Source organism: Actinosynnema sp. NPDC023587 (genome assembly GCF_040640215.1).
Taxonomy (GTDB): Bacteria; Actinomycetota; Actinomycetes; order Mycobacteriales; family Pseudonocardiaceae; genus Actinosynnema.
Genome location: NZ_JBFABG010000003.1, coordinates 254,142 through 276,193, shown reverse-complemented (window position 1 = coordinate 276,193; position 22,052 = coordinate 254,142). Strand labels below are relative to the sequence as shown.

Genomic DNA, 22,052 nt, shown 5'->3' with positions numbered 1-22,052 from the left:
GGGGAGCGATGGCCAACCTGTACCGGGACACGGGTGTGGTCCTGCGGGTGCAGAAGCTCGGCGAGGCCGACCGCATCATCACCCTGCTGACCCAGAAGCACGGCAAGGTGCGCGCGGTCGCCAAGGGGGTGCGGCGGACGTCCTCCCGGTTCGGCGCGCGCCTGGAACCGTTCGGGCACGTCGACGTCCAGTTCTACCCCGGCCGCTCGCTCGACGTGGTCACCCAGGTGCAGACGCTGGACGCCTTCGGCGTCGGCCTGGTGGACGACTACCAGCGCTACACCGCCGCGTGCGCGGTCCTGGAGACGGCCGACCGGCTGACCGCCGAGGAGGGCGAGCCGGCGTTGCGGCTCTACCTGCTGGTCACCGGGGCGCTGCGGGCGCTGGCGGCCAAGGAGCGGGACCCCTCGCTGGTCCTGGACGCGTTCCTGATGCGCGCGATGTCGTCGGCCGGCTGGGCCCCGGCGGTGCACGAGTGCGCGCGGTGCGGCGACCCCGGTCCGCACCGGGCGTTCAACCCGCACGCGGGCGGCCTGGTGTGCGCGCACTGCCGGCCGCCGGGCAGCACCCAGCCCCACGAGGCCACGCTCCGGCTCCTTGGCGCGCTCCTGCACGGCGAGTGGGACGTGGTCGACGAGATCCCGAACGGGCCGCGCCGCGAGGCCAGCGGGCTGGTCGCCGCGCACCTCCAGTGGCACCTGGAGCGGCAGCTCCGGTCCCTGCCGCTGGTCGAGCGCAAGGCACCGCTGGCCGACGGATAGAGTCGCCAGCCGCACCGGGTCTCCCGCTGCCGCGTGGCAGATCCCGGTCCGCACCGGGCAACCCGATCTTCGAGAGGAACCTGTCCGCATGCTTCGCCGAAGGCGGGCCGAACGCGTCGCGCGCGCTCCCCGCCCCCCGGACCCGCACGTCACCGGCACCGCCGCGCCGTCGATCCCGGCCGACCTCGTGCCGAAGCACGTCGCGATCGTGATGGACGGCAACGGCCGCTGGGCCAACCAGCGCGGCCTGTCCCGCATCGAGGGGCACAAGCGCGGTGAGGCCGTGGTCGTGGAAGCGGCCAAGGGTGCGATCGAGCTGGGTGTGAAGTGGCTGTCGCTCTACGCGTTCTCCACCGAGAACTGGCGGCGCAGCCCGGAGGAGGTCCGCTTCCTGATGGGCTTCAGCCGGGACGTCATCCGCCACCGCACGGACGAGCTGGACGAGCTCGGGGTGCGGGTGCGGTGGGCGGGCCGGCGGCCCCGGCTGTGGCGCAGCGTGATCAACGAGCTGGAGGTCGCCGAGGAGCGCACCAAGGACAACACGGTGCTGAACCTGGCGATGTGCATCAACTACGGGGGTCGCGCCGAGGTCGGCGACGCCGCGCGGGAGATCGCCCGGCTGGTCGCCGCCGGGCGGCTCAACCCGGACAAGGTGGACGAGCGGACCATCGCGAAGTACCTGTACCAGCCGGACATGCCGGACGTGGACCTGTTCATCCGGCCGTCGGGGGAGCAGCGGACGTCGAACTTCCTGCTGTGGCAGTCGGCTTACGCCGAGCTGGTGTTCCAGGACATCCTGTGGCCGGACTTCGACCGGCTGGACCTGTGGCGGGCGTGCGAGTCGTTCGCCCGGCGCGACCGGCGGTTCGGCGGCGCGGTGGACAAGCCGGACGTGGACGAGGCCGATGTGGACCAGGCCGATGTGGACCGGACCGACGTGGACGAGGAGAACCAGTGAGCGACGATCCCGCAGTGACCGACGACGCGGCGGTGACCGCCGAGCTGCTCACCGCCGCGCGGGAGGCGCTGGAGCTGTTCCACGAGGTGCACGTGGACGACGACGGGGCGTTGAGCTTCCGGCACGGCGAGGTCCCGTGCGCGGTGCAGGCCATGCGGCTGGCCGAGGGGCTGACCGTGCTGAGCTTGACGTGCGTGGTGGCGTGGGACCTGCCGAAGAACCCGAACCTGGCCGCTTCGGCGGCGGAACGGGCGGGTCAGGGGCTGTTCGGCACGCTGGGTGTCGTGCACACCGAGCGGGGCACCGACGTGACCCTGCGGTACGCGTTCCCGGCCGAGGGGATGCGCACCGAACCGCTGAGCACCCTGCTCATGCTGGTCGTCTCCACGGCGTCCCAGCTCCGCGCCGAGCTGCTGGCGGACGCGGAAGGCGGTGCGTGACGTGGCCGGGGTGATCGTGTACGAGCCGGACGACGACGCGGAGGTCGAGGGGTTGCCGTGGGCGATCACCTTCGAGGCGTCGGCGGGTGAGGACTGGGACTCGTTCGTGTGCGGCCCGTACGAGCGGGACGAGGCGGTGGCGCTGGCGGAGTCGGTGATCGCCGAGGGGCGCGGGGTGTCGGCCGTGGTGGAACCGCTGCTGCCGGTGCGCAGCGCGATGGACGTGCTCTCCACGATCGACGAGCTCCGCGAAGAGGTCGAAGACCCGACGTAGGTCGGTTCGGCGGCGTGGGCGATGCCTGGCATCATCTCGAAAGTGACAATCACTGGCGAGATCCGGGGGTCACGCCCGCGCCGCACGCCACCCCGTTTCCGGGTGACCTCGCTGGAGGTCCTGTGCGCGGTGCTGGTGCTGGCCCTGCTCTTCCAGGACTGGCTGGTGTCGGCGTTGGACGCGCCGACGCTGCGCACGGCGTCGACGGTGTTCGTCGCGGTGTGCGTCCAGGCGATGCCGTTCCTCGTGCTCGGTGTGCTGATCAGCGGCGCGATCGCCGCGTTCGTGCCGGCGAGCGCGCTGCGCAGGCTGTTGCCGAAGCGGACCGCGCTCGCGGTGCCCGTGGCCGGGGTGGCCGGTATCGCCCTGCCGGGGTGCGAGTGCGCGTCGGTGCCGGTGGCGCGCCGGCTCATGCAGCAGGGTGTCGCGCCGGCGGTCGCGTTGTCGTTCCTGCTGGCCGCGCCGGCGGTGAACCCGATCGTGCTGGTGTCGACGGCCGTGGCGTTCCGGGACGCGCCGCTGATGGTGCCCGCGCGGTTCCTCGGGTCGCTGCTCACCGCCGTGGTGATGGGGTGGCTGTGGACCCGGTTCGGCAAGTCCGAGTGGATCGCGGAACGCGCGCTGCGCCGGCTGCCCGACCGCGACGGCAGGTCCCGCTGGCTGGTGTTCGCCGAGACCGCCCGCCACGACCTGGTGGAGGCCGGCGGGTTCCTGGTGCTCGGCGGGGTGTTCGCGGCGGCGTTCAACGTGCTGGTCCCGGCCGAGTGGCTGGAGACCCTCGGCGGGCAACTGGTGCTCGGTGTGCTGGTGATGGCGCTGCTCGCGGTGGTGCTGGCGCTGTGCAGCGAGGCGGACGCGTTCGTCGCGGTGTCGATGACCGCGCTGCCGCTGCTGCCCCGGCTGGTGTTCCTGGTGGTGGGTCCGGCGGTGGACGTGAAGCTGGTCGCGTTGCAGGCGGGGGCGTTCGGGCGCGGGTTCGCGGCCCGGTTCGCGCCGGTGACGTTCGTGGTGGCCATCCTGTGCGCGCTGGCGGCGGGCGCGGTGTTCCTGTGAGGGGCGAGACCTGATGCGGCGGGAAACCCAGAACGTCCTGCTGGTGCTGCTCGGCGGCGCGCTGCTGAAGCTCGCGCTCAGCGGCACCTACCTGCGGTACGTCAAAGAATCGCTCCAGCCGTGGCTGGTCGCCACCGGGGTGGTCATGATCGTGCTCGCGGTGGTGGCCATCGCGCGCGACCTGCGTGGCGGGCACCTCGCGGAAAGTCCCCCCGGCAATCCCGCCGGAGACGGTGGCGACGGTGCCGGGGACGCTGCCGGGCAGCCGGCCGCCGTGGCCGCTGTCGGGTCGTCCGCCGGGAAGTCCGGCGACGCCGCCGCCGGGGGCGGTCACGACCACGGCGCGGTCCACCACGACGGGCACGAGCACGGCTCCTCGCGCAGCCCGTGGATGCTGCTGCTCCCGGTGCTGGCGGTGTTCCTGATCAGCCCGCCCGCGCTGGGCGCGGACACGGTCAACCGGTCGGACCGCAACGCCGCCCAGGAGTCCAAAGCGGGCAACGGGTTCGCCCCGCTGCCCCAGGACGACGTCGTCCCGCTGACGATCAGCGAGTTCGTCACCCGCACCGCGTGGGACGACTCGGGCTCGCTCGACGACCGGACCGTGAAGCTGACCGGGTTCGTCGTCCGCAAGGAGCAGAACGTCTACCTGGCGCGGCTCACCATCTCGTGCTGCGCGGCCGACGCCGCACCGGTGAAGGCGCTGATGACCGGCCGGGACTTCGGCGCGCTGCCGACCGACCAGTGGGTCGAGGCGGTCGGCCGCGTCGTGCCCGGGTCGGCGACCAGGGAGAACGCCTACGTGCCGACGTTCACCGTCCGCGAGATCACGCCGATCACGCCGCCGGAGGACACCTACGAGGGCTAGGGCTTCTTCGGCTCGGCCGCCACGGCCTTCGCGCACTCCGTGCACGTGCCGAAGATCTCCACGGTGTGGCTGACCTCGGAGAAGCCGTTTTCCTCGGCCACCCGGTCGGCCCACCGCTCCACCGTCGGCCCCTCCACCTCGACGGTGCGCCCGCAGGTGCGGCACACCAGGTGGTGGTGGTGGTGCGAGGAGCAGCGCCGGTAGATCGCCTCGCCGGAATCGGTGCGCAGCACGTCCACCTCGCCGGCGTCGGCCAGCGACTGGAGCGTGCGGTACACCGTGGTCAGGCCGATGCCCTCGCCGCGCCGGCGCAGCTCCTCGTGGAGCTCCTGCGCCGAGCGGAAGTCGTCCAGCGAGTCGAGCAGCCGGGACACGGCGGTGCGCTGCTTCGTGGACCGCAGACCCGGCACGTTGGTGTTGGGGCGCTCACTCGTGGTCACAGTTCCTCCGTCCCGGGCACTCCGGTGTTGATACCACGCGGGCCCTCGTCGACGTGCGTCACGGCGTCCACCACGATGTGCGCCAGGTGTTCGTCGACCAGCCGGTAGACCACCTCGCGGCCGTGCCGCTCGCCGTGCACGACGCCCGCCGCCTTGAGCACCCGCAGGTGCTGGCTGATCAGCGGCTGGGCCACGCCCAGCGCCTCGACCAGCTCGTGGACGCACCGGTCGGCCTCGCGGAGCTGGAGCACGATGGCGATGCGCACCGGCGCGGCCAGGGCGCGCAGCAGCTCGCCGGCGGCGGACAGCGTGTGCGCGGGTCGCGGGGGTACCGGTTGGGCCGCGCCGCGAGTCGGGGAGTGCACGTGCTCGCTCCGCACTTCGACCGTCACGGTGCCTCCGACCACGTGGTATGGATTTTCACCACCAATACTACGTTCCCAGCACAGACCAGGTCACAAGCACAAGAACCGCAAGCACCAACAGCCGCAGGCCCCGCGCGCCGGGCGTCAGGAACCGCCACGTGGTCGCGAGCAGCCCGGCCACGCCGAGCGCGAGCAGGCACAGCAGTGCCGCGCCGACCGTGCCGCGTACCAGCACCCCCGCCCCGAACAAGCCCAGGACCAGCAGGAACACCACCGGTCCGGACACCTTCGCCAACGGTCCGGCACCGGGGATCAGCGTCCGCTTCGAATCCGCCACCGTGGCATCCTTGCACCGTGCTGCTCGTGTGCCGGTTCACCGTGCCCGTGTCCGAAGTCCCGACCTTCACCGCGCGCGTCGGCCGGGCGCTGGAGCTGCTGACCGCCCGGCCCGGTTGCCGGCGCGGGTCGCTGGGCCGGTCGACCGACGAGGAGGAGCTCTTCGTGCTGACCGTCGAGTTCGACTCGGTGGTCGCCTACCGGCGGGCGCTGTCGCCGTTCGAGGTGCGCGAACACGTCGTGCCGCTGCTGTCGGAGGCCGTCGCCGAACCCGCCGCGTTCGAATCGCTGCTGGTCGCCGACGGGGGCGCGGTGGAGCGGTTGACCAGCCTGGTCGCCGCCGACGCCGGCACCGTGCGCCTCGGCGAGGCCGCCGGGCCCGCCACCCCGCGCTAGCCCGGGACGCCTTCGGGTCCCCCACCCGCACGGGCCCGGGACGCGGTCGGTGCGGGTCGGTGCGGGTCGGTGGCGGGTCGGCCCGGTCCCGCGTCGTGCCCGGCCTCCTCCGCCATCTCCGCAGGGTAGGAGCCCTTTCGCCGTAGTCGCCCGATGGAGGCGGGAGCCCGAGTACTACCCTGGCAACCCCCGTTCGCCCGCCCCTCCGATGGAGTTGTCCGTGGCAGCCGATCGCATCGAGACCGTCGTCAGCCTGTGCAAGCGCCGCGGGTTCGTGTACCCATGCGGCGAGATCTACGGCGGCACGAGGTCGGCCTGGGACTACGGTCCCCTCGGCGTCGAGCTGAAGGACAACATCAAGCGCCAGTGGTGGAACTACATGGTGCGCGGTCGCGAGGACGTGGTGGGCCTGGACTCGTCGGTGATCCTGCCGCGCGAGGTGTGGGTGGCGTCCGGTCACGTGGAGGCGTTCGTCGACCCGCTGGTCGAGTGCAACTCGTGCCACAAGCGGTTCCGGCAGGACACGCTGTCCGAGGAGTACGCCGAGCGCACCGGCAAGCAGGTCGCGGAGGGCGACGTCTCCGACGTGCCGTGCCCGAACTGCGGCAACCGGGGCCAGTACACCGAGCCGAAGATGTTCAACGGCCTGCTCAAGACCCACCTGGGTCCGGTGGAGACCGACGAGGGCCTGCACTACCTGCGCCCGGAGACCGCGCAGGGCATCTTCACCAACTTCCTGAACGTGCAGACCACGTCGCGGCGCAAGCCGCCGTTCGGCATCGGCCAGATCGGCAAGAGCTTCCGCAACGAGATCACGCCCGGCAACTTCATCTTCCGGACCCGCGAGTTCGAGCAGATGGAGATGGAGTTCTTCGTCGAGCCCGGCACCGACGAGGAGTGGCACCAGTACTGGATCGACGAGCGCTCCCGCTGGTACACCGAGCTGGGCATCGCCAAGGAGAACCTGCGGCACTACGAGCACCCGAAGGAGAAGCTGTCGCACTACTCGAAGCGGACCGTCGACATCGAGTACCGCTTCCGGTTCGGCGGCCAGGAGTGGGGCGAGCTGGAGGGCGTCGCCAACCGCACCGACTTCGACCTGAACACCCACTCGAACCACTCGGGCGTGGACCTGTCGTACTTCGACCAGGCCACGAACTCGCGCTACCGCCCGTTCGTGATCGAGCCGGCGGCGGGCGTCGGCCGGCCGATGATGGCCTTCCTGCTGGAGGCCTACACCGAGGACGAGGCCCCGAACGCCAAGGGCGGCGTGGACAAGCGGGTCGTGCTGCGGCTGGACCGCCGGCTCGCGCCGGTGAAGGCGGCGGTGCTGCCGCTGTCCCGCAACGCCGACCTGTCGCCCAAGGCGAAGGACCTGGCCAACGCGCTGCGCCGGCACTGGAACATCGAGTTCGACGACGCGGGCGCGATCGGCCGCCGCTACCGCCGGCAGGACGAGATCGGCACGCCGTTCTGCGTGACGGTCGACTTCGACACCCTCACCGACCACGCGGTGACCGTGCGGGAGCGGGACACCATGTCCCAGGAGCGGGTGTCCATGGACCAGTTGGAGTCCTACCTGGCGGCCCGCCTGATCGGCGCTTGACGTCCGTGCGGCCGGACCTGGTCCTGCTGCGCGAGCTGATCGCGGCAGGGTCGGCCGTCGCCGCCCGGCCCGGCCGTGGCGCGCCCGAGGGGGCGATCGTCGCGGCGGAGACCGTCCTGGGGCCGCTGTCGCCGTCGTTCCGGTGGTGGCTGGCCGAGTACGGGTCCGGCGAGGTCGGCGGGATGCCCGTCGCCTCGCTGTCGCCGGACGGGGACGGGGGTCCGCTCACCGGCGGCCTGGACGGGGCGCGGCTGTGGTTCTGCCGGGAGCCGTGCGGGCACCGCTACGGCTTCGTGCTGGACGTGGTGGTCGACGGCGAGCACCCGGTGGTCGGGCGGGACCCCTTCACCGGCGGGGACGAGCCGGTCGCGGAGACGTTCGCCGGGTTCCTGGCGGTGTGCGAGGCCCGCGCGGCGGGGCTCCGCGACGGGCCGAACCCGACGATCGCCCGGCTGTGGCGGTCCACGCCCGGCGTGCTGCGCCCGGACGGGGAGCGGTTCTACGGGCCGCAGTCGTTCCAGCAGCGCAACGAGGCGTTCGAGGTGCGCCGGCGCGCGCCGCACTGGGCGCTGGTCGGCGACGACGGCGGTGGGGCCGGGTTCTTCATGCGCCGCCACGGCCGGGACCGGGTCTCGGTGCACCGGCTCGACCTGGGTGCGGTCGTGCAGGACGTGGCGGCGGCGGGCGAGTTCGTCACCGACGACCTGATCGGCCGGCTCCTCGGGTGAGGCTCAGGCCCCGGGCTCCTCGCGAGTGCGGTGCGCCGACGGGCTCATGCCGCGCACCCGCTTGAACGCCGCGCTGAGCGCGAACGGCGTGCTGTAGCCGACCTGGCGGGCCACGGCCGCGAGCGTCGCGGACGGTTCGCGCAGCAGGTCGGCGGCGAGGGTCAACCGCCAGTCGGTCAGGTACGCCATGGGCGGTTCGCCGACCAACCCGGTGAACCGGCGGGCCAGGGCGGCGCGGGAGACGCCGGCGGCGGTGGCCAGCGACGCCACCGTCCACGGCCGCGCCGGGTCGGCGTGCAGCAGGCGCAGCGCGCGGCCCACCACGGGGTCGCCGTGCGCCCGGTACCAGCCCGGCGCGCCCGCCTCCGGCCGGCAGAACCACGAGCGCAGCGCGGAGATCAGCACCAGGTCCAGCAGGCGGTCCAGGACGGCCTCCTGGCCAGGTTCGTCCTTCGCGACCTCGCCGGCCAGCAGCGGCACCAGCGGCAGGTCGGATTCGGGGACCACGAGCAGCGGCGGCAGCACGGACAGCAGGCGGCGGCTCACCTCGCCGTCGAGCTGGTAGGTGCCCGACAGGAGCACGACCGAGCCGTTCGGGTCGCCGCCCCACGTGCGCACGCCCAGGTCCCACCGCTCGCACAGCGCCGCGCCCTCGGGGGTGGTGCTGATCCCGCCGGGGTGCACGACGGCCTGCACGGGCGTGGCGGGGTCGTCGGCCAGCGTGTACGGGTCGGGGCCGCGCAGCACCGCCACGTCGCCCGCGCGCAGGCGCACCGGGTCGCCGGAACCGAGGACGACCCAGCCGTCGCCGCGCACCAGCGCGACCACGGTCAGCGGTGCGCGGTCCTGGATGCGCAGCGACCACGGCGGGTCCAGGACGGTGCGCAGCAGGAACGCCCCGCGCGCCCGGGGTCCGTCGAGCAGTCCGGCCAGTGCGTCCACGACCGCCAGCCTAGAGACGATCCGGTATGCGATCGAGCCGCTGGGCCATGGATGGTCTCACCGCGAGGGGCTTGACTGTCCCCATGTTCACCTTGACGATCATCGCGGCTCTCGGCTGCGGCCTGATGGCAGGCGTCTTCCTCGCGTTCTCCGCGATGGTCGTGCCCGGTCTGCGGCGGCTGCCGCCCGCCGAGGGCGTCGCGGCGATGCGGGCGATCAACGTCGCGGTGGTCAACCCGGTGTTCCTGCTGGTCTTCCTGGGTACCGGCGCGGTGTCGGCGGCGGCGGTGCTCGGCGGCACGGCGGCCGGCTGGGCCGGTGCGGCGCTCTACCTGCTGGGTGGCATCGTGTTCACGGTCGCTTATCACATTCCACGCAACAACGCGTTGGAGCGCGCGGGTACGGTCGAGTACTGGGCGCGGTACTTGCGCGAATGGGTTCCCGGCAACCACGTGCGGGCGATCGCGTGCCTGGGTGCCGCTCTGGCCTTCACGATCGCCGCAATCCAGCTCGCCCAGTCGTCACAATGAGTAGTTTTCACGATTTAAGATGATCTAGCTCACGCACAAACGAGTGAATATTGCGTCGGGAACCCGGACGCTGCCGCACCATTAACCCTGATGTCACCCCGCGCTGCGAAACTGGAACCACCGGCGCGGATCATCGGGGGGTGTCATGACGCGTGTCGCAGTAACGGCGGTGTTCCTGGCGCTCGTCGCCGTCCTCACCCCGTCGCAGACCGGGCCCGGTCACCTCGCGGCCCTGGCCACGACCGGGCACCGGATCACGATCGCCGAGGCGCTGTCCGAAGAGGAACCGAACCGGGAGAGCCGCAAGGTCCCCGAGGCGCGCACGTTTTCCGCCGCATCGCAACGATTCGGCCCGGACCGCTCCACCGAGCCCCCGGTCCGGCCGGCCGCCGGCCGCGCCCGGCACACCGAACCCGCGCCGCTCGCCACGGGGCACCGGCCCGCCCGGTTGACACCGTCCGCGCTCCAGGTGTTCCGGAACTGATCCCACCGCTGTGCCACAACCGCATCCTCGCCACTACTGACCTGTGAGGAATCCCGTGGAATTCCGTCACCTAGTTCAGCATGCCCGGACGCATTCGCAGCGGCGCTCCCCGGAAACGGGGCGGCGGCTCGCGGCCGGGCAGTCACCGACCGCCTTGTTCATCACCTGCGCCGATTCCCGCATCCAGCCGGCGGCCATCACCGGAGCCGAACCGGGCAGCCTGTTCGAGTTGCGCACGGCGGGAAACGTGATCCCCGCGTTCAGCCCGCACTCGGTCGCCGGTGAGGTGGCCACCATCGAATTCGCCGTCGTGCAGTTGCGGGTCGCCGAAATCGTCGTGTGCGGGCATTCGCACTGCGGCGCGGTCAACGCCCTGCACGCCGGCGCGCCGGCTCTCGACCACCTGCCGGCCATGCTGCGCTGGCTGGCCACGCACGCCCCGTTCCGGACCGGCACGCCCACCGAGGGCCTGCGGACCGAGGGCATGGAGCACGTGCTGGCGCAGGTGCGCGCACTGGAGGACTACCCCTTCGTGCGGGACCGGATCACCGCCGGGGACCTGCGCGTGCACGGCTGGTTCTACGACATCGAGTCCGGCGACGTGTCGGCGTTCGCCGCCGACCGCTTCCAGCCGCTCTAGGAGCAATGGCGTGACCATGCACATCGAAGAACCGGTGTCCCGCTCGCCCGGCGGGACCTCCTACTGGCCGGATGTCGGGGCGTCGCTCGTGGTGTTCCTGGTGGCGCTGCCGCTGTGCGTCGGCGTCGCGGTGGCTTCCGGGGTGCCCGCCGAACTGGGCATCATCACCGGAGTGGTCGGCGGCCTCGTCGTCGGCCTGCTGCCCGGTAGCTCCTTGCAGGTCAGCGGCCCCGCCGCCGGTCTCACCGTGCTGGTCGCCGACGCGGTGGCCCAGCACGGCATCGGCGCGCTGGGCGTCATCGTGCTCGGCGCGGGCCTGCTCCAGGTCGCGATGGGCCTGCTGCGCCTGGGCCGGTGGTTCCGGGCCATCTCGCCCGCCGTGGTGCAGGGGATGCTGGCCGGGATCGGGCTGGTGCTGGTGCTCGGCCAGCTCTACCCGTTCGCCGGCTCGGCCGCCCCCGCCGGCACCTGGGAGAAGGTCGCCGGCCTGCCCGGTCTGGTGGTCGCCGCGGTGGCGTCGCCGGCCGGGGTCGGCGTCGGCGTGCTCACCCTCGTGGTGGCCGCGCTGTGGAAGCGCACCAGGTTCCGCGCGGTGCCCGGCGTGCTGGTCGCCGTGGTGGCGGCCAGTGCCGTCGGGGCGTTCCTGCCGCTGACCCGCATCGAGGTCGGTCCGCTCGCCGACGCGGTGCGGCTGGTCGACTTCTCGCTGGTCGACGCCGGCGTGCTCGGCGCGGCCGTGACGTTCGCGCTGGTCGCCTCGGCAGAGAGCCTGTTCAGCGCGGCGGCGGTCGACCGGATGCACACCGGGCCGCGCACCCGGTACAACCGGGAGCTGGTCGCCCAGGGCATCGGCAACACCGTGTGCGGCGTGCTCGGTGCCCTGCCGATGACCGCCGTCATCGTGCGCAGCGCGACGAACGTGCAGGCCGGGGCGCGCACCAAGGCGTCCCGCGTGCTGCACGGCGTGTGGTTGCTGTTGTTCGTCGTGGCACTGCCCGGCGTGCTGTCCTACGTGCCGCTCGCGGTGCTGGCGGCGCTGCTGGTGCAGGCCGGGTGGAAGTTGCTGGAACCGAGGCGGGTGGTGGAGCTGGTGCGCACCGACCGCGCGGAGAGCGCGGTGCTGCTGCTCACCGCCGGTCTGATCGTCACCACCGACCTGCTCACCGGCACCCTGGTCGGGGTGCTGGCGGCCGTGGTGAAGACCGCGTGGGACGTGTCGCGGCTGTCCGTGACCGTCGCACCGGACGGCGGCGAGCACGAGCACGTGACGCTGCGCGGCAACGCCACCTTCCTGAAGCTGCCGAGGCTGTTGGAGGCGTTGGAGGCGTTGCCGGTGACCAAGCACGTCCGGGTCGACCTGCGCGGCCTGCGCCACCTCGACCAGGCGTGCGGGCAGGCCATCGAGCAGTGGGCCGCGGCGCACCGCACGGCCGGGCGCACGGTGGACCTGATCCGGCGCACCTCGGTCTGATCACGCGGTGAACGGGGTCCGGGGGACGACGTCGTCCCCCGGGCCTCAGCCCGCCGGCACGAGGGTGGACAGCAGCGCGTGGGCGATGTCGTCCAGGTGGCCACGGGCGTCGTCGGGTGCGGTGCTGCTCTGCACCGACAGCAGCGCCACCACGTACCGGTCGCCCACCACGCCCGCCGAGTGCAGGTAGAGATCGGTCGGGTAGTACCACATCCAACCCTGCTTGGCGTACCCGCCGACATCCGGCGTGAGCAGCCCGAACGCCTGGTCGAAGCCGTCGGCGGCGGTGTCCGGCGCGGACGACAGCGCCTCCACCACGAACGCGCGCGCGGCCTCCGGCAGCCGGGTCAGCACGTACCGGTAGAGCCGCACCAGGTCGTCGGCGGACATCTCCACGTCGCCCCACTGCGCCGGGTCGGCCGGGGCGTGCGTGGCGGTGAGGCCCGCGAGCCCGGCGACCCGCTCCACCGCCCCGATGCCGTCGTGCGCGGTCCACAGCTCGTTCATGGCCTCGTCGTCGCTGTCGCTCAACGCCCGGTGCAGCCGGTCCCGGTCCCCGTCGTCCACCTCGCCGGCGGCCAGCAGGTCCACGGCCACCAGGAGCTTGCTCAGCGACGCGGTGTGGAAGGGGACGTCGGCGCGGTGGCCCGCGGTCGTGCCGGTGCTCAGGTCCAGCACGGCGACCGCCAGGTCGACCCCCGCACCGCCGTCGACCGCCCGCGCCACGGCCGCCGCGAGGTCCGGGGCGGTGGGCTCGACCACGCGCGGCACGGCCGGCCGGGGCGGGTCCGCCGACGTGCTCGCGGGCGTCGGTGCGCTCGGGGTCGCGGCCGGACCGGCGGCGGTGCACGCCGTCGTCATCGCGACGACCAGCGCCAGCCCCGCCACCCACCGACTCGTGCCCACGGTTCCAGCGTCCGAGTCACAACCGCCTGATGTCGAGCGATTCCTCCTGTGCGATTCCTGAAGACCTGTCGCGGTCGACCAGGTAGGCCCCTCCGCTGCGCCGTTCGGACACCGCTTCGACGAGTTCGGTTCCCCGGTACAGCAGGCCCGCGCCGTCGTCGGTGCAGTACGTCTTCGGCAGCACCCCGGTCGTCACGGCCGCGTGGATCGCCGGCCGCCGGCTCGCCTCGGAGTCGTAGTGCACCCCGTTGCCGTAGGGCAGCAGCGCCAGGCCGTTCGTCACCACCCGCAGCTCGGGCCCGAACGAGTCGGTCGCGCCGCCCGCGTGCCAGCAGATCGAGCCCGCCGACACCCCGCCCAGCACCACGCCCGCCTCCCACGCCCGGCGCATCGCCCCGCCGACCCCGTGCACGTCCCACACGGCCAGCAGGTTGGCGACGCTGCCACCGCCGACCCAGACGACGTCCTGCGCCGACAGGAAGCCCTCGACGTCGTCGGTCGCGGGCATCACGAACAGGTTGAGGTGGCTGAACTCCCAGCCGACCAGCCGCGCGGCCTCGTCCAGCTCGGCCTGGAACCCGCGCTGGTCGCCGGCGGCCGTGCCGACGTGGCACACCTTCGGCTTCGTCGCGCCGGACAGCTCGACCGCGTAGTGGACGAGCTTGTGGAATTCGAGGGTCGTCCGGGTGCCGGCTCGGAAACCGCCGGACGTGGCCAGGATCGTGGGCTGCTCTGCGGGCATCCCGCGATCCTCGCAGCAGTCGCGCCGGGTGTGGAATCATCGTGGGGTGACCTTCCTGGCCCGAATCCGCCGCTTGGTCCAACGAACCCTGATCGGCGCTCTGGTGGTCGGGTTCCTCGTGGTGGGCGGGACCGCGTTCCGGGTGTGGCAGGTGGCCCGCGAGGACGACCGGACGCACGCCGACATGGCCGTGGTGCTCGGTGCCGCCCAGTTCAACGGCGTGCCCTCGGACGTGCTGGAGGCACGCCTGGAGCACGCCCGCCGGCTGTACGAGCAGGGCGTGGTCAGCTACATCGCCACCACCGGCGGTCGCCAGCCCGGCGACAACTTCACCGAGGGCCAGGCCGGCCGGATGTGGTTGGAGTCCAACGGGGTGCCGGCCGAGCGCATCCTGGAGATCGGCGAGGGCACCGACACCCTGGGCAGCATCCAGGCGCTGGCCGTGAAGGCGCGCGCCAAGTCGTTGAAGACCGCAGTGATCGTGTCCGACCCGTGGCACTCGCTGCGCGCCCGCACCATGGCCGAGGACCAGGGGCTGGAGGCGTGGGCCTCGCCCACCCGCAGCGGCCCCAACGTGCAGACCCGCGAGACCCAGTTCTTCTACATCAAGCGCGAGACCGGGGCGCTGCTCTACTACCACCTGATGAAGGCCCCGGTGGACGCGTTCGACGGCATCGTGCTCTGACCGCGCCCGCGTTCACCGCGCCCGCGTTCCTTACGCTGTGCGGATGAACGGCGGGTACACCGGTTCCGATTCCGCGCGGCTGCTGGCCGAGGAGCCCAAGGGCGCGGTGCTGGCGGGCGTGCGGGGCGAGCGGCGGACGCCGTTCGCCCGCGACCGGGCCCGGGTGCTGCACTCGGCGGCGTTGCGCCGGCTGGCCGGCAAGACCCAGGTGGTCGGCCCCGGCGAGGGCGCGGAGGTGACCGGGGTGCCGCGCACCCGGCTGACCCACTCGCTGGAGGTCGCCCAGATCGGCCGGGGCATCGGCGAGGAACTCGGCTGCGACCCGGACGTGGTGGACACCGCCGGCCTCGCGCACGACATCGGCCACCCGCCGTTCGGGCACAACGGGGAACGCGCGCTCGACGCGCTGGCCGGCCCGTGCGGCGGGTTCGAGGGCAACGCGCAGACCCTGCGCATCCTGACCCGCCTGGAGCCCAAGACCGAGCGCGGCCTCAACCTCACCCGCGCCTGCCTGGACGCGGCCACCAAGTACCCGTGGCCGCGCCGGGCCGGCACCGCCAAGTTCGGCGTCTACGAGGACGACCTGGACGTCTTTCGGTGGGTGCGGGAGGGCGCGCCGGCGGACCGGCGGTGCCTGGAGGCGCAGGTGATGGACTGGGCCGACGACGTCGCGTACTCGGTGCACGACGTGGAGGACGGCGTCCTCGCGCACCGCATCGCGCTGTCCTCGCTGGGCGACGCCGAGGAGCGGGCGGCGATCGCGGAACTGGCCGCCAAGCACTTCTCCGCCGGGTCGGTGTCCGAGCTGGAGGCCACCGCGACCGAGCTGTCCCGGCTCCCGGTGATCGCCGACCTGGCCACCTACGACGGTTCGCCGGCCGCCCAGGTCGCGCTCAAGCGGCTCACCAGCGAGCTGGTCGGCCGGTTCGCGTCCGCCGCCGTCGGCGCGACCCGCGCGGCGCACGGCGACGGCCCGCTGTCCCGCTACGCCGCCGACCTCGTGGTGCCGCCGCAGGTGGCCGCCGAAGTGGCGCTGCTCAAGGCGATGGCGGTCCGGTACGTGATGAGCGACCCGGTGCGGCTGCGGCTCCAGCGCCGGCAGCGCGAGGTGATCGCGGAACTGGTGGCGGGGCTGCTCGCGGGCGCACCGGACGCGCTCGACCCGGCGTTCGCGCCGGCGTGGCTGCTGGCCGCCGACGACGCCGCCCGGTTGCGCGTGGTGGTCGACCAGGTGTCGCTGCTGACCGACGCGCAGGCGTTGGCCTGGCACGCCGCCAAGGGCATCGCCGGGTAACGCCGGGTAGCGCCGCCCGGAACCCCGGGGTGGTCGCGGTCCGGTGGTCGGTGCCTCCGGCCGCCGCGCGGCGCAGGCCGCTGTCGCGCGGGCGGGCGCGGCGGGAGCGTCGCGTGGTGACCGGTGGCACACTCGACGGTGCCCGCCCGATCCCCGAGGAGACCCCGTGCCCGATCGAGCGCACCTGTCGTTCGCCCTGTCCTTGCACGACGCCGTCGCACCCGACCGGACCCGCAACGCGGTCTGGTCGCCGTACTCGGTGGCCAGTGCGCTGGGCATGGTCGCCCACGCCGCGCGCGGCGAGACCCGGCGCGAACTGGTCGCGCTGCTCGGTGACGACAACGCGGAGCTGCTCCGGGGGTCCGACGTCGGCGACGACGCCGAATTCGCGGTCGCCAACACGCTGTGGGCGTGGGACGCGCTGCCGCTGCACGACGAGTTCCTGGCCGAGCTCGCCCGGTGGCCCGGCGGGCAGGTGCGCTCCGCGCCGTTCACCGACGACCCCGAGGGCGCGCGGAAGCTGATCAACGCCGACGTCGCGGACACCACCCGCGGCCTGATCCCCGAACTGCTGCCGGCCGGGGCGGTGAAGAGCGACACGGTCGCGTCACTGGTCAACGCGCTGTACCTGAAGTGCGCGTGGGCCGAGGAGTTCCCGGTGCACGACACCGCGCCATGCCCGTTCCGGGGTGTCGGCGACGTGGCGACCATGCGGCTGGAAACCTCCCTGCGGCACGGCAGGACCGCCGGCTGGGAGGCCGTCGCGGTGCCCGCGCGCGGCGGTGTGGAGGCCGTCGTGCTGCTGCCCGACGACGAGCTCGGCGACCTCGCGGGCGTGCCCGAGGTGCTGGCGGCCCTGGAGCGGCAGCGCGTCGAGCTGTTCCTGCCGACCCTGGCGCTGACCGTGCCGACCACGCTCGGCCCACCGCTGCGGCAGGTCGGCGTGCGGACGCTGTTCACCCGGGACGCCGACCTGACCGGGCTGAGCCCCGACCCCCGGCTGTTCGTCGACGAGGTCCTGCACGAAGCCGTGCTGCGGCTGGACGAACAGGGCTTCGAGGGCGCGGCGGCGACCGCCGTGACGATGCGGCTGACGTCGATCGTCGAGCACCCGCCCGCCCGGACGGTCCGGGTGGACCGCCCCCACCTCCTGCTGGTGCGGCACGCGCGGACCGGCGCGATCTACTTCCTGGCCCAGGTCGTCGCACCCTGATCCGCGGACCCCGCACGGCGGGGCGCGCACCACTGGTACCGGCTGTGCCGCCCGTCACCCCCGACCCGGTCACCCCCGAGGTGTCACGTTCGCCGGCCCCGCCCCGTCCTGGGTGTGCTACCCGAGACGAGGAGGGCTCATGGCCAGGATTCCCGCGGTCACCGCGAAACAGGCGAACCCGCTGGTCAAGCTCGTGTACTGGGCGACCAGGCGGCGTTACGGCGCGGTGCCCGAGCCGATCGCGGTGTTCGCCCACCACCGGCGGCTGCTGGTGGCGGGCGCGAAGCACGAGCTGGCCGTGGGACGCGGCGCGAAGACCCTGCCGGTGTCGTTGCGCGAACTGGTGGTCTACGCGACGGCGGTGAAGCTCGGGTGCTCGTGGTGCGTGGACTTCGGCACCATGCTGATCAAGCACGAGGGCCTCGACGTGGACCGGCTGCGCGAGATCCACGTGTACCAATCCTCGGACAAGTACACCGGGATCGAGAAATTGGCACTCGCCTACGCCGACGCGATGACCGACACCCCGGTCACCGTGACCGACGGGCAGGTGGCCGAACTGGACCGCCGGCTCGGCCACCGCGGCCTGGTCGAGCTGACCTACCTGATCGCGCTGGAGAACCAGCGCGGGCGGTTCAACTCGGCGTTCGGCATCACCGACCAGGGGTTCACCTCCGGCGACGCGTGCCGGGTGCCGATGCCGTGACGGTCCTCGGGTGGATGGCCGCGTCTCCCGGACGGCCATCCTCCGGGGATCAGGCGGTGCGCACGACGAAGTCGAACTTGCCCTGGTACCGGTTGGCGGTGAGCGGGCCGAGCGGGATCACCGTGTCGCGGAGGTAGTACGCGTCACGGCGGTTCGCCGCGGCGAAGTTCACGCCGTAGGCCTTGGTGTTGTCCGGGAAGTAGAGCTGCGTGGTGAGGACCGGACCGCGCGGTGCCTGCACCTTCACGTGGATGTGGGGCGTGCGGCCGGGGTACTCGTTCGGGATGATCGTCTCCAGGGTGTACGCGCCGTTCGCGGCCGTGAACTGGTGGCCGCGACCCCGGTAGGCGGTCGTGCTGTTGTCGTACTGCCCGCGCTGGTCGGCCTGCCAGAAGTCGACCAGGACGTTGGCCAGCGGCCGGCACCGCAGGTCGTACACGAAGCCGGTCAGGCTGAGCAGGACACCGGTCACACCCGCCGTGCGCAGGTTGGTGCGCAGCGGCGAGTTGCGCCGGAAGTACGGGCCCTCGATGACGGGAGGGGTGTCGTCGCCGTCCGTGCACTGCGGCGTGAAGGGCAGGGTCTGCCCCTCCGCCAGGGGGATTCCGGCCAAGCCCACGCCCGCGGCGGTCAGCGCCACGGCTGCCGTGGCGGCCGTGCCCGTGGCGATGAACGACCGACGTGTGGTGCCGTCGTCGTTGTGCTCTTCGGTCATGGAAGCGATTCCTTTCGAGGAGAAAGGCGGCACCGCCAACGCTATCCAGGTCTAGACCACCACGGATCTACCGTTCAGTTCACTCCCAGTGGCGGGTCGGTTGCTCCGCGTGGCCGCTGCGGTGATCAAAACCGCACGTGGGCCAGCTTGTCCGGGTTCGCCACGTCGTAGAGCGCCGCCAGCTTCCCGTCCCGCAGCACGAACGCCGTGACCCGCGCGGCGAGGTCGCCCCGGGCCGCGAACTTCACCCCCAGGTCGCCGTTGACCAGCACCGGCTCGCCGCCGGGCAGGCCCGCGTACCGGCGCATCAGGCCGAACAGGAAGCGGGACACCTTGTCCGGGCCGGTGATGACGTTGACCGCGGTCCGCGCCTTGCCGTCGCTGTCGCCGACCATCACCACGTCCGGGTGCAGCAGCCCGACCACGGTGGCCACGTCGCCGGCGGCCAGCGCGGCCAGGAACTTCTCCAACACCTCGCGCTGCTCGTCCAGCGCCGCCCGGGGCGGCGGGGGAGCGGCCGACGCGGCCCGGCGGCCCCGCGAGGCGTGCTGGCGCGCCGTGGCCACCGCGCAGCCCAGTGTCTCGGCGATCGAGTCGAACGGCACCCCGAACGCGTCGTGCAGCACGAACGCCACCCGCTGCTCGGGCGTGAGCTCGTCCAGCAGCACCAGGGCCGCCATCCGCACGCCGTCGTCCCGGACCACCGCCTCCAGCGGGTCGTCCCGGAACGCGGTGACCAGCGGCTCGGGCAGCCACTGCCCGAAGTAGCGCTCCCGCCGCACGGCCGCCGAGCGCAGCCGGTCCAAGCAGAGCCGCCCCACCACGGTGGTCAGCCAGCCGCGCAGGTCCTCGATCTCCTCCCGGCCCTGGTCGGACAGCCGCGACAGCCTCAGCCAGCTCTCCTGCACCGCGTCCTCGGCGTCCGCGACGCTGCCGGTCAGCCGGTACGCCACCCCGACCAGGTGCGTGCGGTGCCCGGTGAACGCGGCGGCCAGCGCCTGCGCGTCGGCCGGGCTGTTGTCGGCGGCGGTCACGCCCCCCAGTCTGCCGGCACTAGACTCGGCGACCGTGGCAGGACGAATCCGGGACAGCGATGTCGCGTTGGTGCGGGACCGCAGCCGGATCGACGAGGTCGTCGGCGACCACGTCTCGCTGCGCCGGGCCGGTGGCGGCGCGCTGAAGGGCCTGTGCCCGTTCCACGACGAGAAGTCGCCGAGCTTCAACGTCCGCCCGACGCACGGCACCTACCACTGCTTCGGCTGCGGCGAGGGCGGCGACGTGATCGCCTTCGTGATGAAGGTCGAGCACCTCGGGTTCGTGGAGGCCGTCGAGCGCCTCGCCGACCGCGCCGGCATCCACCTGACCTACGAGGGCGGCGGCGCGACCGTCCAGCGCGACCGGGGCACCCGCTCCCGCCTGCTGGAGGCGCACCGCGCCGCCGCCGAGTTCTACGCCGAGCAGCTCGCCTCCCCGGACGCCATGCCGGCCCGGGAGTTCCTGGCGCAGCGCGGTTTCGACGAGAACGCGGCCCGGACGTTCGGCTGCGGGTTCGCCCCGGCCGGCTGGGACAAGCTCACCAAGCACCTGCTGGGACGCGGCTTCGAGCTCACCGAGCTGATCAAGGCGCAGCTCGCCAAGGAGGGCAGGCAGGGCCCGATCGACCGGTTCCACCGCCGGCTGCTGTGGCCGATCCGGGACCTCGGCGGGGACGTGGTCGGCTTCGGCGCGCGACGGATCTTCGACGACGACCAGATCCAGGCCAAGTACCTCAACACCAGCGAGAGCCCGATCTACAAGAAGTCCGCCGTGCTGTTCGGGCTGGACCTGGCCAAGCGGGAGATCGCCAAGCGCCGGCAGGCCGTCGTGGTCGAGGGCTACACCGACGTGATGGCCATGCACCTGGCCGGCGTGCCCACGGCGGTCGCGTCCTGCGGCACCGCGTTCGGCGCGGAGCACATGAACGTGCTGCGCCGGCTGCTGATCGACGACGACCTCAACGGCGAGGTGATCTTCACCTTCGACGGCGACGCGGCCGGGCAGAAGGCGGCGCTCAAGGCGTTCGAGGGCGAGCAGCAGTTCTCCGCCCAGACCTACATCGCGATCGCGCCGGACGACATGGACCCGTGCGAGCTGCGCCAGGACAAGGGCGACGGCGCGGTGCGCGACCTGGTGGCCCGGCGCACCCCGCTGTTCGAGTTCGCCATCCGCACCCAGTTGCAGGGCTACGACCTGGACTCGGTGGACGGCCGGGTCGAGGCGCTCAAGAAGATGGTGCCGTTCGTCGCGCAGATCAAGGACCGCGCCAAGCGCGACGGCTACGCGACCAAGCTCGCCTGGTGGGTGGGCTGGGACGACGAGTCGGCCGTGGTGCGCCGGGTGCGCGAGACGGCGACCGGCCGGGCACCCGCGAAGGGCCGCCCGCGCCCGGCCGACCCGAACCAGGGCGCGTTGGCCGTCGAGGTGGACGGCCCGGCCCGGCCCGACCCGCGCGACCCCGAGCTGCTGCCGCAGCGCGAGGCGCTGAAGGCGGCGCTGCAACTGCCCGAGATGGCCGGTCCGGGTTACGACTCGCTGCCCGACGAGGTGTTCACGCACCCCGTGTACCGGGCGCTGCACCGGGCGATCCGGGACGCCGGCGGCGTGTCCGGCGGGCTGTCCGGGCCGTCGTTCGTGGACGCCGTCAGCCGGCGGTGCGACCAGCAGGTGGCCCGGTCGGTGCTGACCGAACTGTCCGTCGAGGCGTTGCAGGTGCGGGCCGACGAGTACCGGTACGTGCAGAGCGTCCTGGCCCGGTTGCAGCAGCGGCTGGTGGGCTCGCAGATCGTGGAGATCAAGTCGCGGCTGCGGCGGGTGTCGCCGGTCGAGGAGGCCGACGAGTACCGGGCGCTGTTCGGCGACCTGATCGCGTTGGAGGAGTACAACAAGGAACTGCGCGACCAATCGGTGGGCGGGCTGTGATGGGGATCTGGCGCAGGGTGTTCGGCTCCGGTGCGCCCGGTGGGTTCACCGGGGAGCTGGCGCGGGACGAGCACGTGCTGGCGTCCGCCGCGACCGGTGACGGGTTCCTGGTCGCGACCACGCTCGGGTTGTGGCTGCCGGGGCCGCGCCGGCTCGGGTGGCACCTGGTGTCCAAGGCGTCCTGGAGCGGGAACGCGCTGAGCGTGATCGAGGCCGAGGAGGACGGGGTGGCCGGCGAAGCCGTGCTGCTGCGCGACCTGCCGGCCGTGCGGTACCCGTTGGCGACGCCGGGGAAGGTGCCCGAGGTGGTGCACGCCCGGGTGACCGGGTCGATCCGGTCGCGGCACCGGCACGAAGATCCGGGGGCGTGGTTCCTCCAGCGCAAGGTGTCGGGGCGGGACGGCGTGGTGTTGCAGGTGCGGCCGGACCCGGACGCCGACGTGGCACGGGTGCGGGAGATCGCGGCGGAAACGGCGGCGAAGCTCGCCTCGCTGCGGGAGGACTCCTAGCCGTACGCTCGTACTGTAGCGGCGCGCGCCGG

General features: G+C 72.9%; 27 protein-coding genes. 19 read left to right on the top strand and 8 right to left on the bottom strand.

Annotated elements, in window-relative coordinates:
• The first annotated feature begins 8 nt into the window (after positions 1 to 8).
• From recO to AB0G01_RS10040, 6 genes are all read left to right on the top strand, one after another.
• A complete protein-coding gene (gene recO, locus AB0G01_RS10065; RefSeq protein ID WP_360942087.1) occupies positions 9 to 761 on the top strand; it encodes a DNA repair protein RecO in 753 nt (250 codons plus the stop codon).
• Between the two features lie 88 nt (positions 762 to 849).
• On the top strand, positions 850 to 1,719 hold the full coding sequence (locus AB0G01_RS10060) for an isoprenyl transferase (RefSeq protein ID WP_360942084.1): 870 nt from the start codon (positions 850 to 852) through the stop codon (positions 1,717 to 1,719).
• 14 nt (positions 1,720 to 1,733) lie between these two features.
• On the top strand, positions 1,734 to 2,159 hold the full coding sequence (locus AB0G01_RS10055) for a YbjN domain-containing protein (protein WP_360943284.1): 426 nt from the start codon (positions 1,734 to 1,736) through the stop codon (positions 2,157 to 2,159).
• Between the two features lies 1 nt (position 2,160).
• Positions 2,161 to 2,433, top strand: a complete 273-nt coding sequence (locus tag AB0G01_RS10050; RefSeq protein WP_360942081.1) for a hypothetical protein — start codon at positions 2,161 to 2,163, stop codon at positions 2,431 to 2,433.
• Between the two features lie 42 nt (positions 2,434 to 2,475).
• Positions 2,476 to 3,486: a permease gene (locus AB0G01_RS10045; RefSeq protein ID WP_360942078.1), complete on the top strand. Its 1,011-nt coding sequence runs from the start codon at positions 2,476 to 2,478 to the stop codon at positions 3,484 to 3,486.
• 13 nt (positions 3,487 to 3,499) lie between these two features.
• A complete protein-coding gene (locus AB0G01_RS10040; protein WP_360942075.1) occupies positions 3,500 to 4,354 on the top strand; it encodes a TIGR03943 family protein in 855 nt (284 codons plus the stop codon).
• Here the strand turns inward: AB0G01_RS10040 and AB0G01_RS10035 are convergent.
• The 3 genes from AB0G01_RS10035 to AB0G01_RS10025 all read right to left on the bottom strand — a co-directional run bounded on the left by AB0G01_RS10035 (position 4,351) and on the right by AB0G01_RS10025 (position 5,496).
• Positions 4,351 to 4,794: a Fur family transcriptional regulator gene (locus tag AB0G01_RS10035; protein ID WP_360942072.1), complete on the bottom strand. Its 444-nt coding sequence runs from the start codon at positions 4,792 to 4,794 to the stop codon at positions 4,351 to 4,353. The two genes, AB0G01_RS10040 and AB0G01_RS10035, sit on opposite strands and share 4 nt — an antisense overlap.
• Positions 4,791 to 5,159 (bottom strand): metalloregulator ArsR/SmtB family transcription factor, encoded by a 369-nt coding sequence (locus tag AB0G01_RS10030; protein WP_360943281.1) that lies wholly within the window; start codon positions 5,157 to 5,159, stop codon positions 4,791 to 4,793. Before AB0G01_RS10030 ends, AB0G01_RS10035 begins: the two co-directional genes overlap by 4 nt.
• A gap of 67 nt (positions 5,160 to 5,226) precedes the next feature.
• Entirely contained in the window at positions 5,227 to 5,496 is a 270-nt protein-coding gene (locus AB0G01_RS10025; RefSeq protein WP_360942069.1) for a hypothetical protein, read from the bottom strand.
• Positions 5,497 to 5,513: 17 nt separating this feature from the next.
• Here AB0G01_RS10025 and AB0G01_RS10020 point away from each other — a divergent pair, with 17 nt between their 5' ends.
• From AB0G01_RS10020 to AB0G01_RS10010, 3 genes are all read left to right on the top strand, one after another.
• Positions 5,514 to 5,891 (top strand): antibiotic biosynthesis monooxygenase, encoded by a 378-nt coding sequence (locus AB0G01_RS10020; protein WP_360942066.1) that lies wholly within the window; start codon positions 5,514 to 5,516, stop codon positions 5,889 to 5,891.
• Positions 5,892 to 6,111: 220 nt separating this feature from the next.
• A complete protein-coding gene (locus tag AB0G01_RS10015; RefSeq protein ID WP_360942063.1) occupies positions 6,112 to 7,497 on the top strand; it encodes a glycine--tRNA ligase in 1,386 nt (461 codons plus the stop codon).
• A gap of 5 nt (positions 7,498 to 7,502) precedes the next feature.
• Positions 7,503 to 8,225: an SMI1/KNR4 family protein gene (locus AB0G01_RS10010; protein WP_360943278.1), complete on the top strand. Its 723-nt coding sequence runs from the start codon at positions 7,503 to 7,505 to the stop codon at positions 8,223 to 8,225.
• 3 nt (positions 8,226 to 8,228) lie between these two features.
• Here AB0G01_RS10010 and AB0G01_RS10005 read toward each other — a convergent pair whose 3' ends face one another.
• Positions 8,229 to 9,167 (bottom strand): AraC family transcriptional regulator, encoded by a 939-nt coding sequence (locus AB0G01_RS10005; RefSeq protein ID WP_360942060.1) that lies wholly within the window; start codon positions 9,165 to 9,167, stop codon positions 8,229 to 8,231.
• Positions 9,168 to 9,250: 83 nt separating this feature from the next.
• On the opposite strand from AB0G01_RS10005, the gene AB0G01_RS10000 reads away from it, so the two are divergent.
• From AB0G01_RS10000 to AB0G01_RS09985, 4 genes are all read left to right on the top strand, one after another.
• A complete protein-coding gene (locus AB0G01_RS10000) occupies positions 9,251 to 9,697 on the top strand; it encodes an anthrone oxygenase family protein (protein WP_360942057.1) in 447 nt (148 codons plus the stop codon).
• Positions 9,698 to 9,842: 145 nt separating this feature from the next.
• Entirely contained in the window at positions 9,843 to 10,181 is a 339-nt protein-coding gene (locus tag AB0G01_RS09995; protein WP_360942054.1) for a hypothetical protein, read from the top strand.
• Between the two features lie 154 nt (positions 10,182 to 10,335).
• Entirely contained in the window at positions 10,336 to 10,821 is a 486-nt protein-coding gene (locus tag AB0G01_RS09990; RefSeq protein WP_360942051.1) for a carbonic anhydrase, read from the top strand.
• Positions 10,822 to 10,837: 16 nt separating this feature from the next.
• Positions 10,838 to 12,292, top strand: a complete 1,455-nt coding sequence (locus AB0G01_RS09985) for a SulP family inorganic anion transporter (RefSeq protein ID WP_360943275.1) — start codon at positions 10,838 to 10,840, stop codon at positions 12,290 to 12,292.
• 45 nt (positions 12,293 to 12,337) lie between these two features.
• Here the strand turns inward: AB0G01_RS09985 and AB0G01_RS09980 are convergent, their stop codons facing one another.
• Entirely contained in the window at positions 12,338 to 13,198 is an 861-nt protein-coding gene (locus AB0G01_RS09980) for a hypothetical protein (protein ID WP_360942048.1), read from the bottom strand.
• Positions 13,199 to 13,214: 16 nt separating this feature from the next.
• Positions 13,215 to 13,940, bottom strand: coding sequence for a peptidase E (locus tag AB0G01_RS09975; RefSeq protein ID WP_360942045.1), 726 nt, complete (start codon positions 13,938 to 13,940; stop codon positions 13,215 to 13,217).
• A 46-nt stretch (positions 13,941 to 13,986) separates the two neighbouring features.
• Here AB0G01_RS09975 and AB0G01_RS09970 point away from each other — a divergent pair, with 46 nt between their 5' ends.
• The 4 genes from AB0G01_RS09970 (at position 13,987) to AB0G01_RS09955 (ending at position 17,838) form a co-directional block, all read left to right on the top strand.
• Entirely contained in the window at positions 13,987 to 14,625 is a 639-nt protein-coding gene (locus AB0G01_RS09970) for a YdcF family protein (RefSeq protein ID WP_360942042.1), read from the top strand.
• A 43-nt stretch (positions 14,626 to 14,668) separates the two neighbouring features.
• On the top strand, positions 14,669 to 15,919 hold the full coding sequence (locus tag AB0G01_RS09965) for a deoxyguanosinetriphosphate triphosphohydrolase (protein ID WP_360942039.1): 1,251 nt from the start codon (positions 14,669 to 14,671) through the stop codon (positions 15,917 to 15,919).
• Between the two features lie 166 nt (positions 15,920 to 16,085).
• Entirely contained in the window at positions 16,086 to 17,132 is a 1,047-nt protein-coding gene (locus AB0G01_RS09960) for a serpin family protein (protein WP_360942036.1), read from the top strand.
• 139 nt (positions 17,133 to 17,271) lie between these two features.
• Entirely contained in the window at positions 17,272 to 17,838 is a 567-nt protein-coding gene (locus tag AB0G01_RS09955) for a carboxymuconolactone decarboxylase family protein (protein WP_360942033.1), read from the top strand.
• A gap of 49 nt (positions 17,839 to 17,887) precedes the next feature.
• On the opposite strand, the gene AB0G01_RS09950 is transcribed toward AB0G01_RS09955, so the two are convergent.
• Positions 17,888 to 18,553, bottom strand: coding sequence for a dioxygenase (locus tag AB0G01_RS09950; RefSeq protein ID WP_360942030.1), 666 nt, complete (start codon positions 18,551 to 18,553; stop codon positions 17,888 to 17,890).
• Between the two features lie 125 nt (positions 18,554 to 18,678).
• A complete protein-coding gene (gene sigJ, locus AB0G01_RS09945) occupies positions 18,679 to 19,587 on the bottom strand; it encodes an RNA polymerase sigma factor SigJ (protein WP_360942027.1) in 909 nt (302 codons plus the stop codon).
• A 34-nt stretch (positions 19,588 to 19,621) separates the two neighbouring features.
• On the opposite strand from sigJ, the gene dnaG reads away from it, so the two are divergent.
• Together dnaG and AB0G01_RS09935 are read left to right on the top strand one after the other, a co-directional pair.
• Complete coding sequence (gene dnaG, locus AB0G01_RS09940; protein ID WP_360942024.1) at positions 19,622 to 21,511, top strand: DNA primase; 1,890 nt, start codon at positions 19,622 to 19,624, stop codon at positions 21,509 to 21,511.
• On the top strand, positions 21,511 to 22,020 hold the full coding sequence (locus AB0G01_RS09935) for a hypothetical protein (RefSeq protein ID WP_360942021.1): 510 nt from the start codon (positions 21,511 to 21,513) through the stop codon (positions 22,018 to 22,020). The genes dnaG and AB0G01_RS09935 overlap by 1 nt, the downstream gene beginning before the upstream one ends.
• Positions 22,021 to 22,052: the final 32 nt, after the last annotated feature.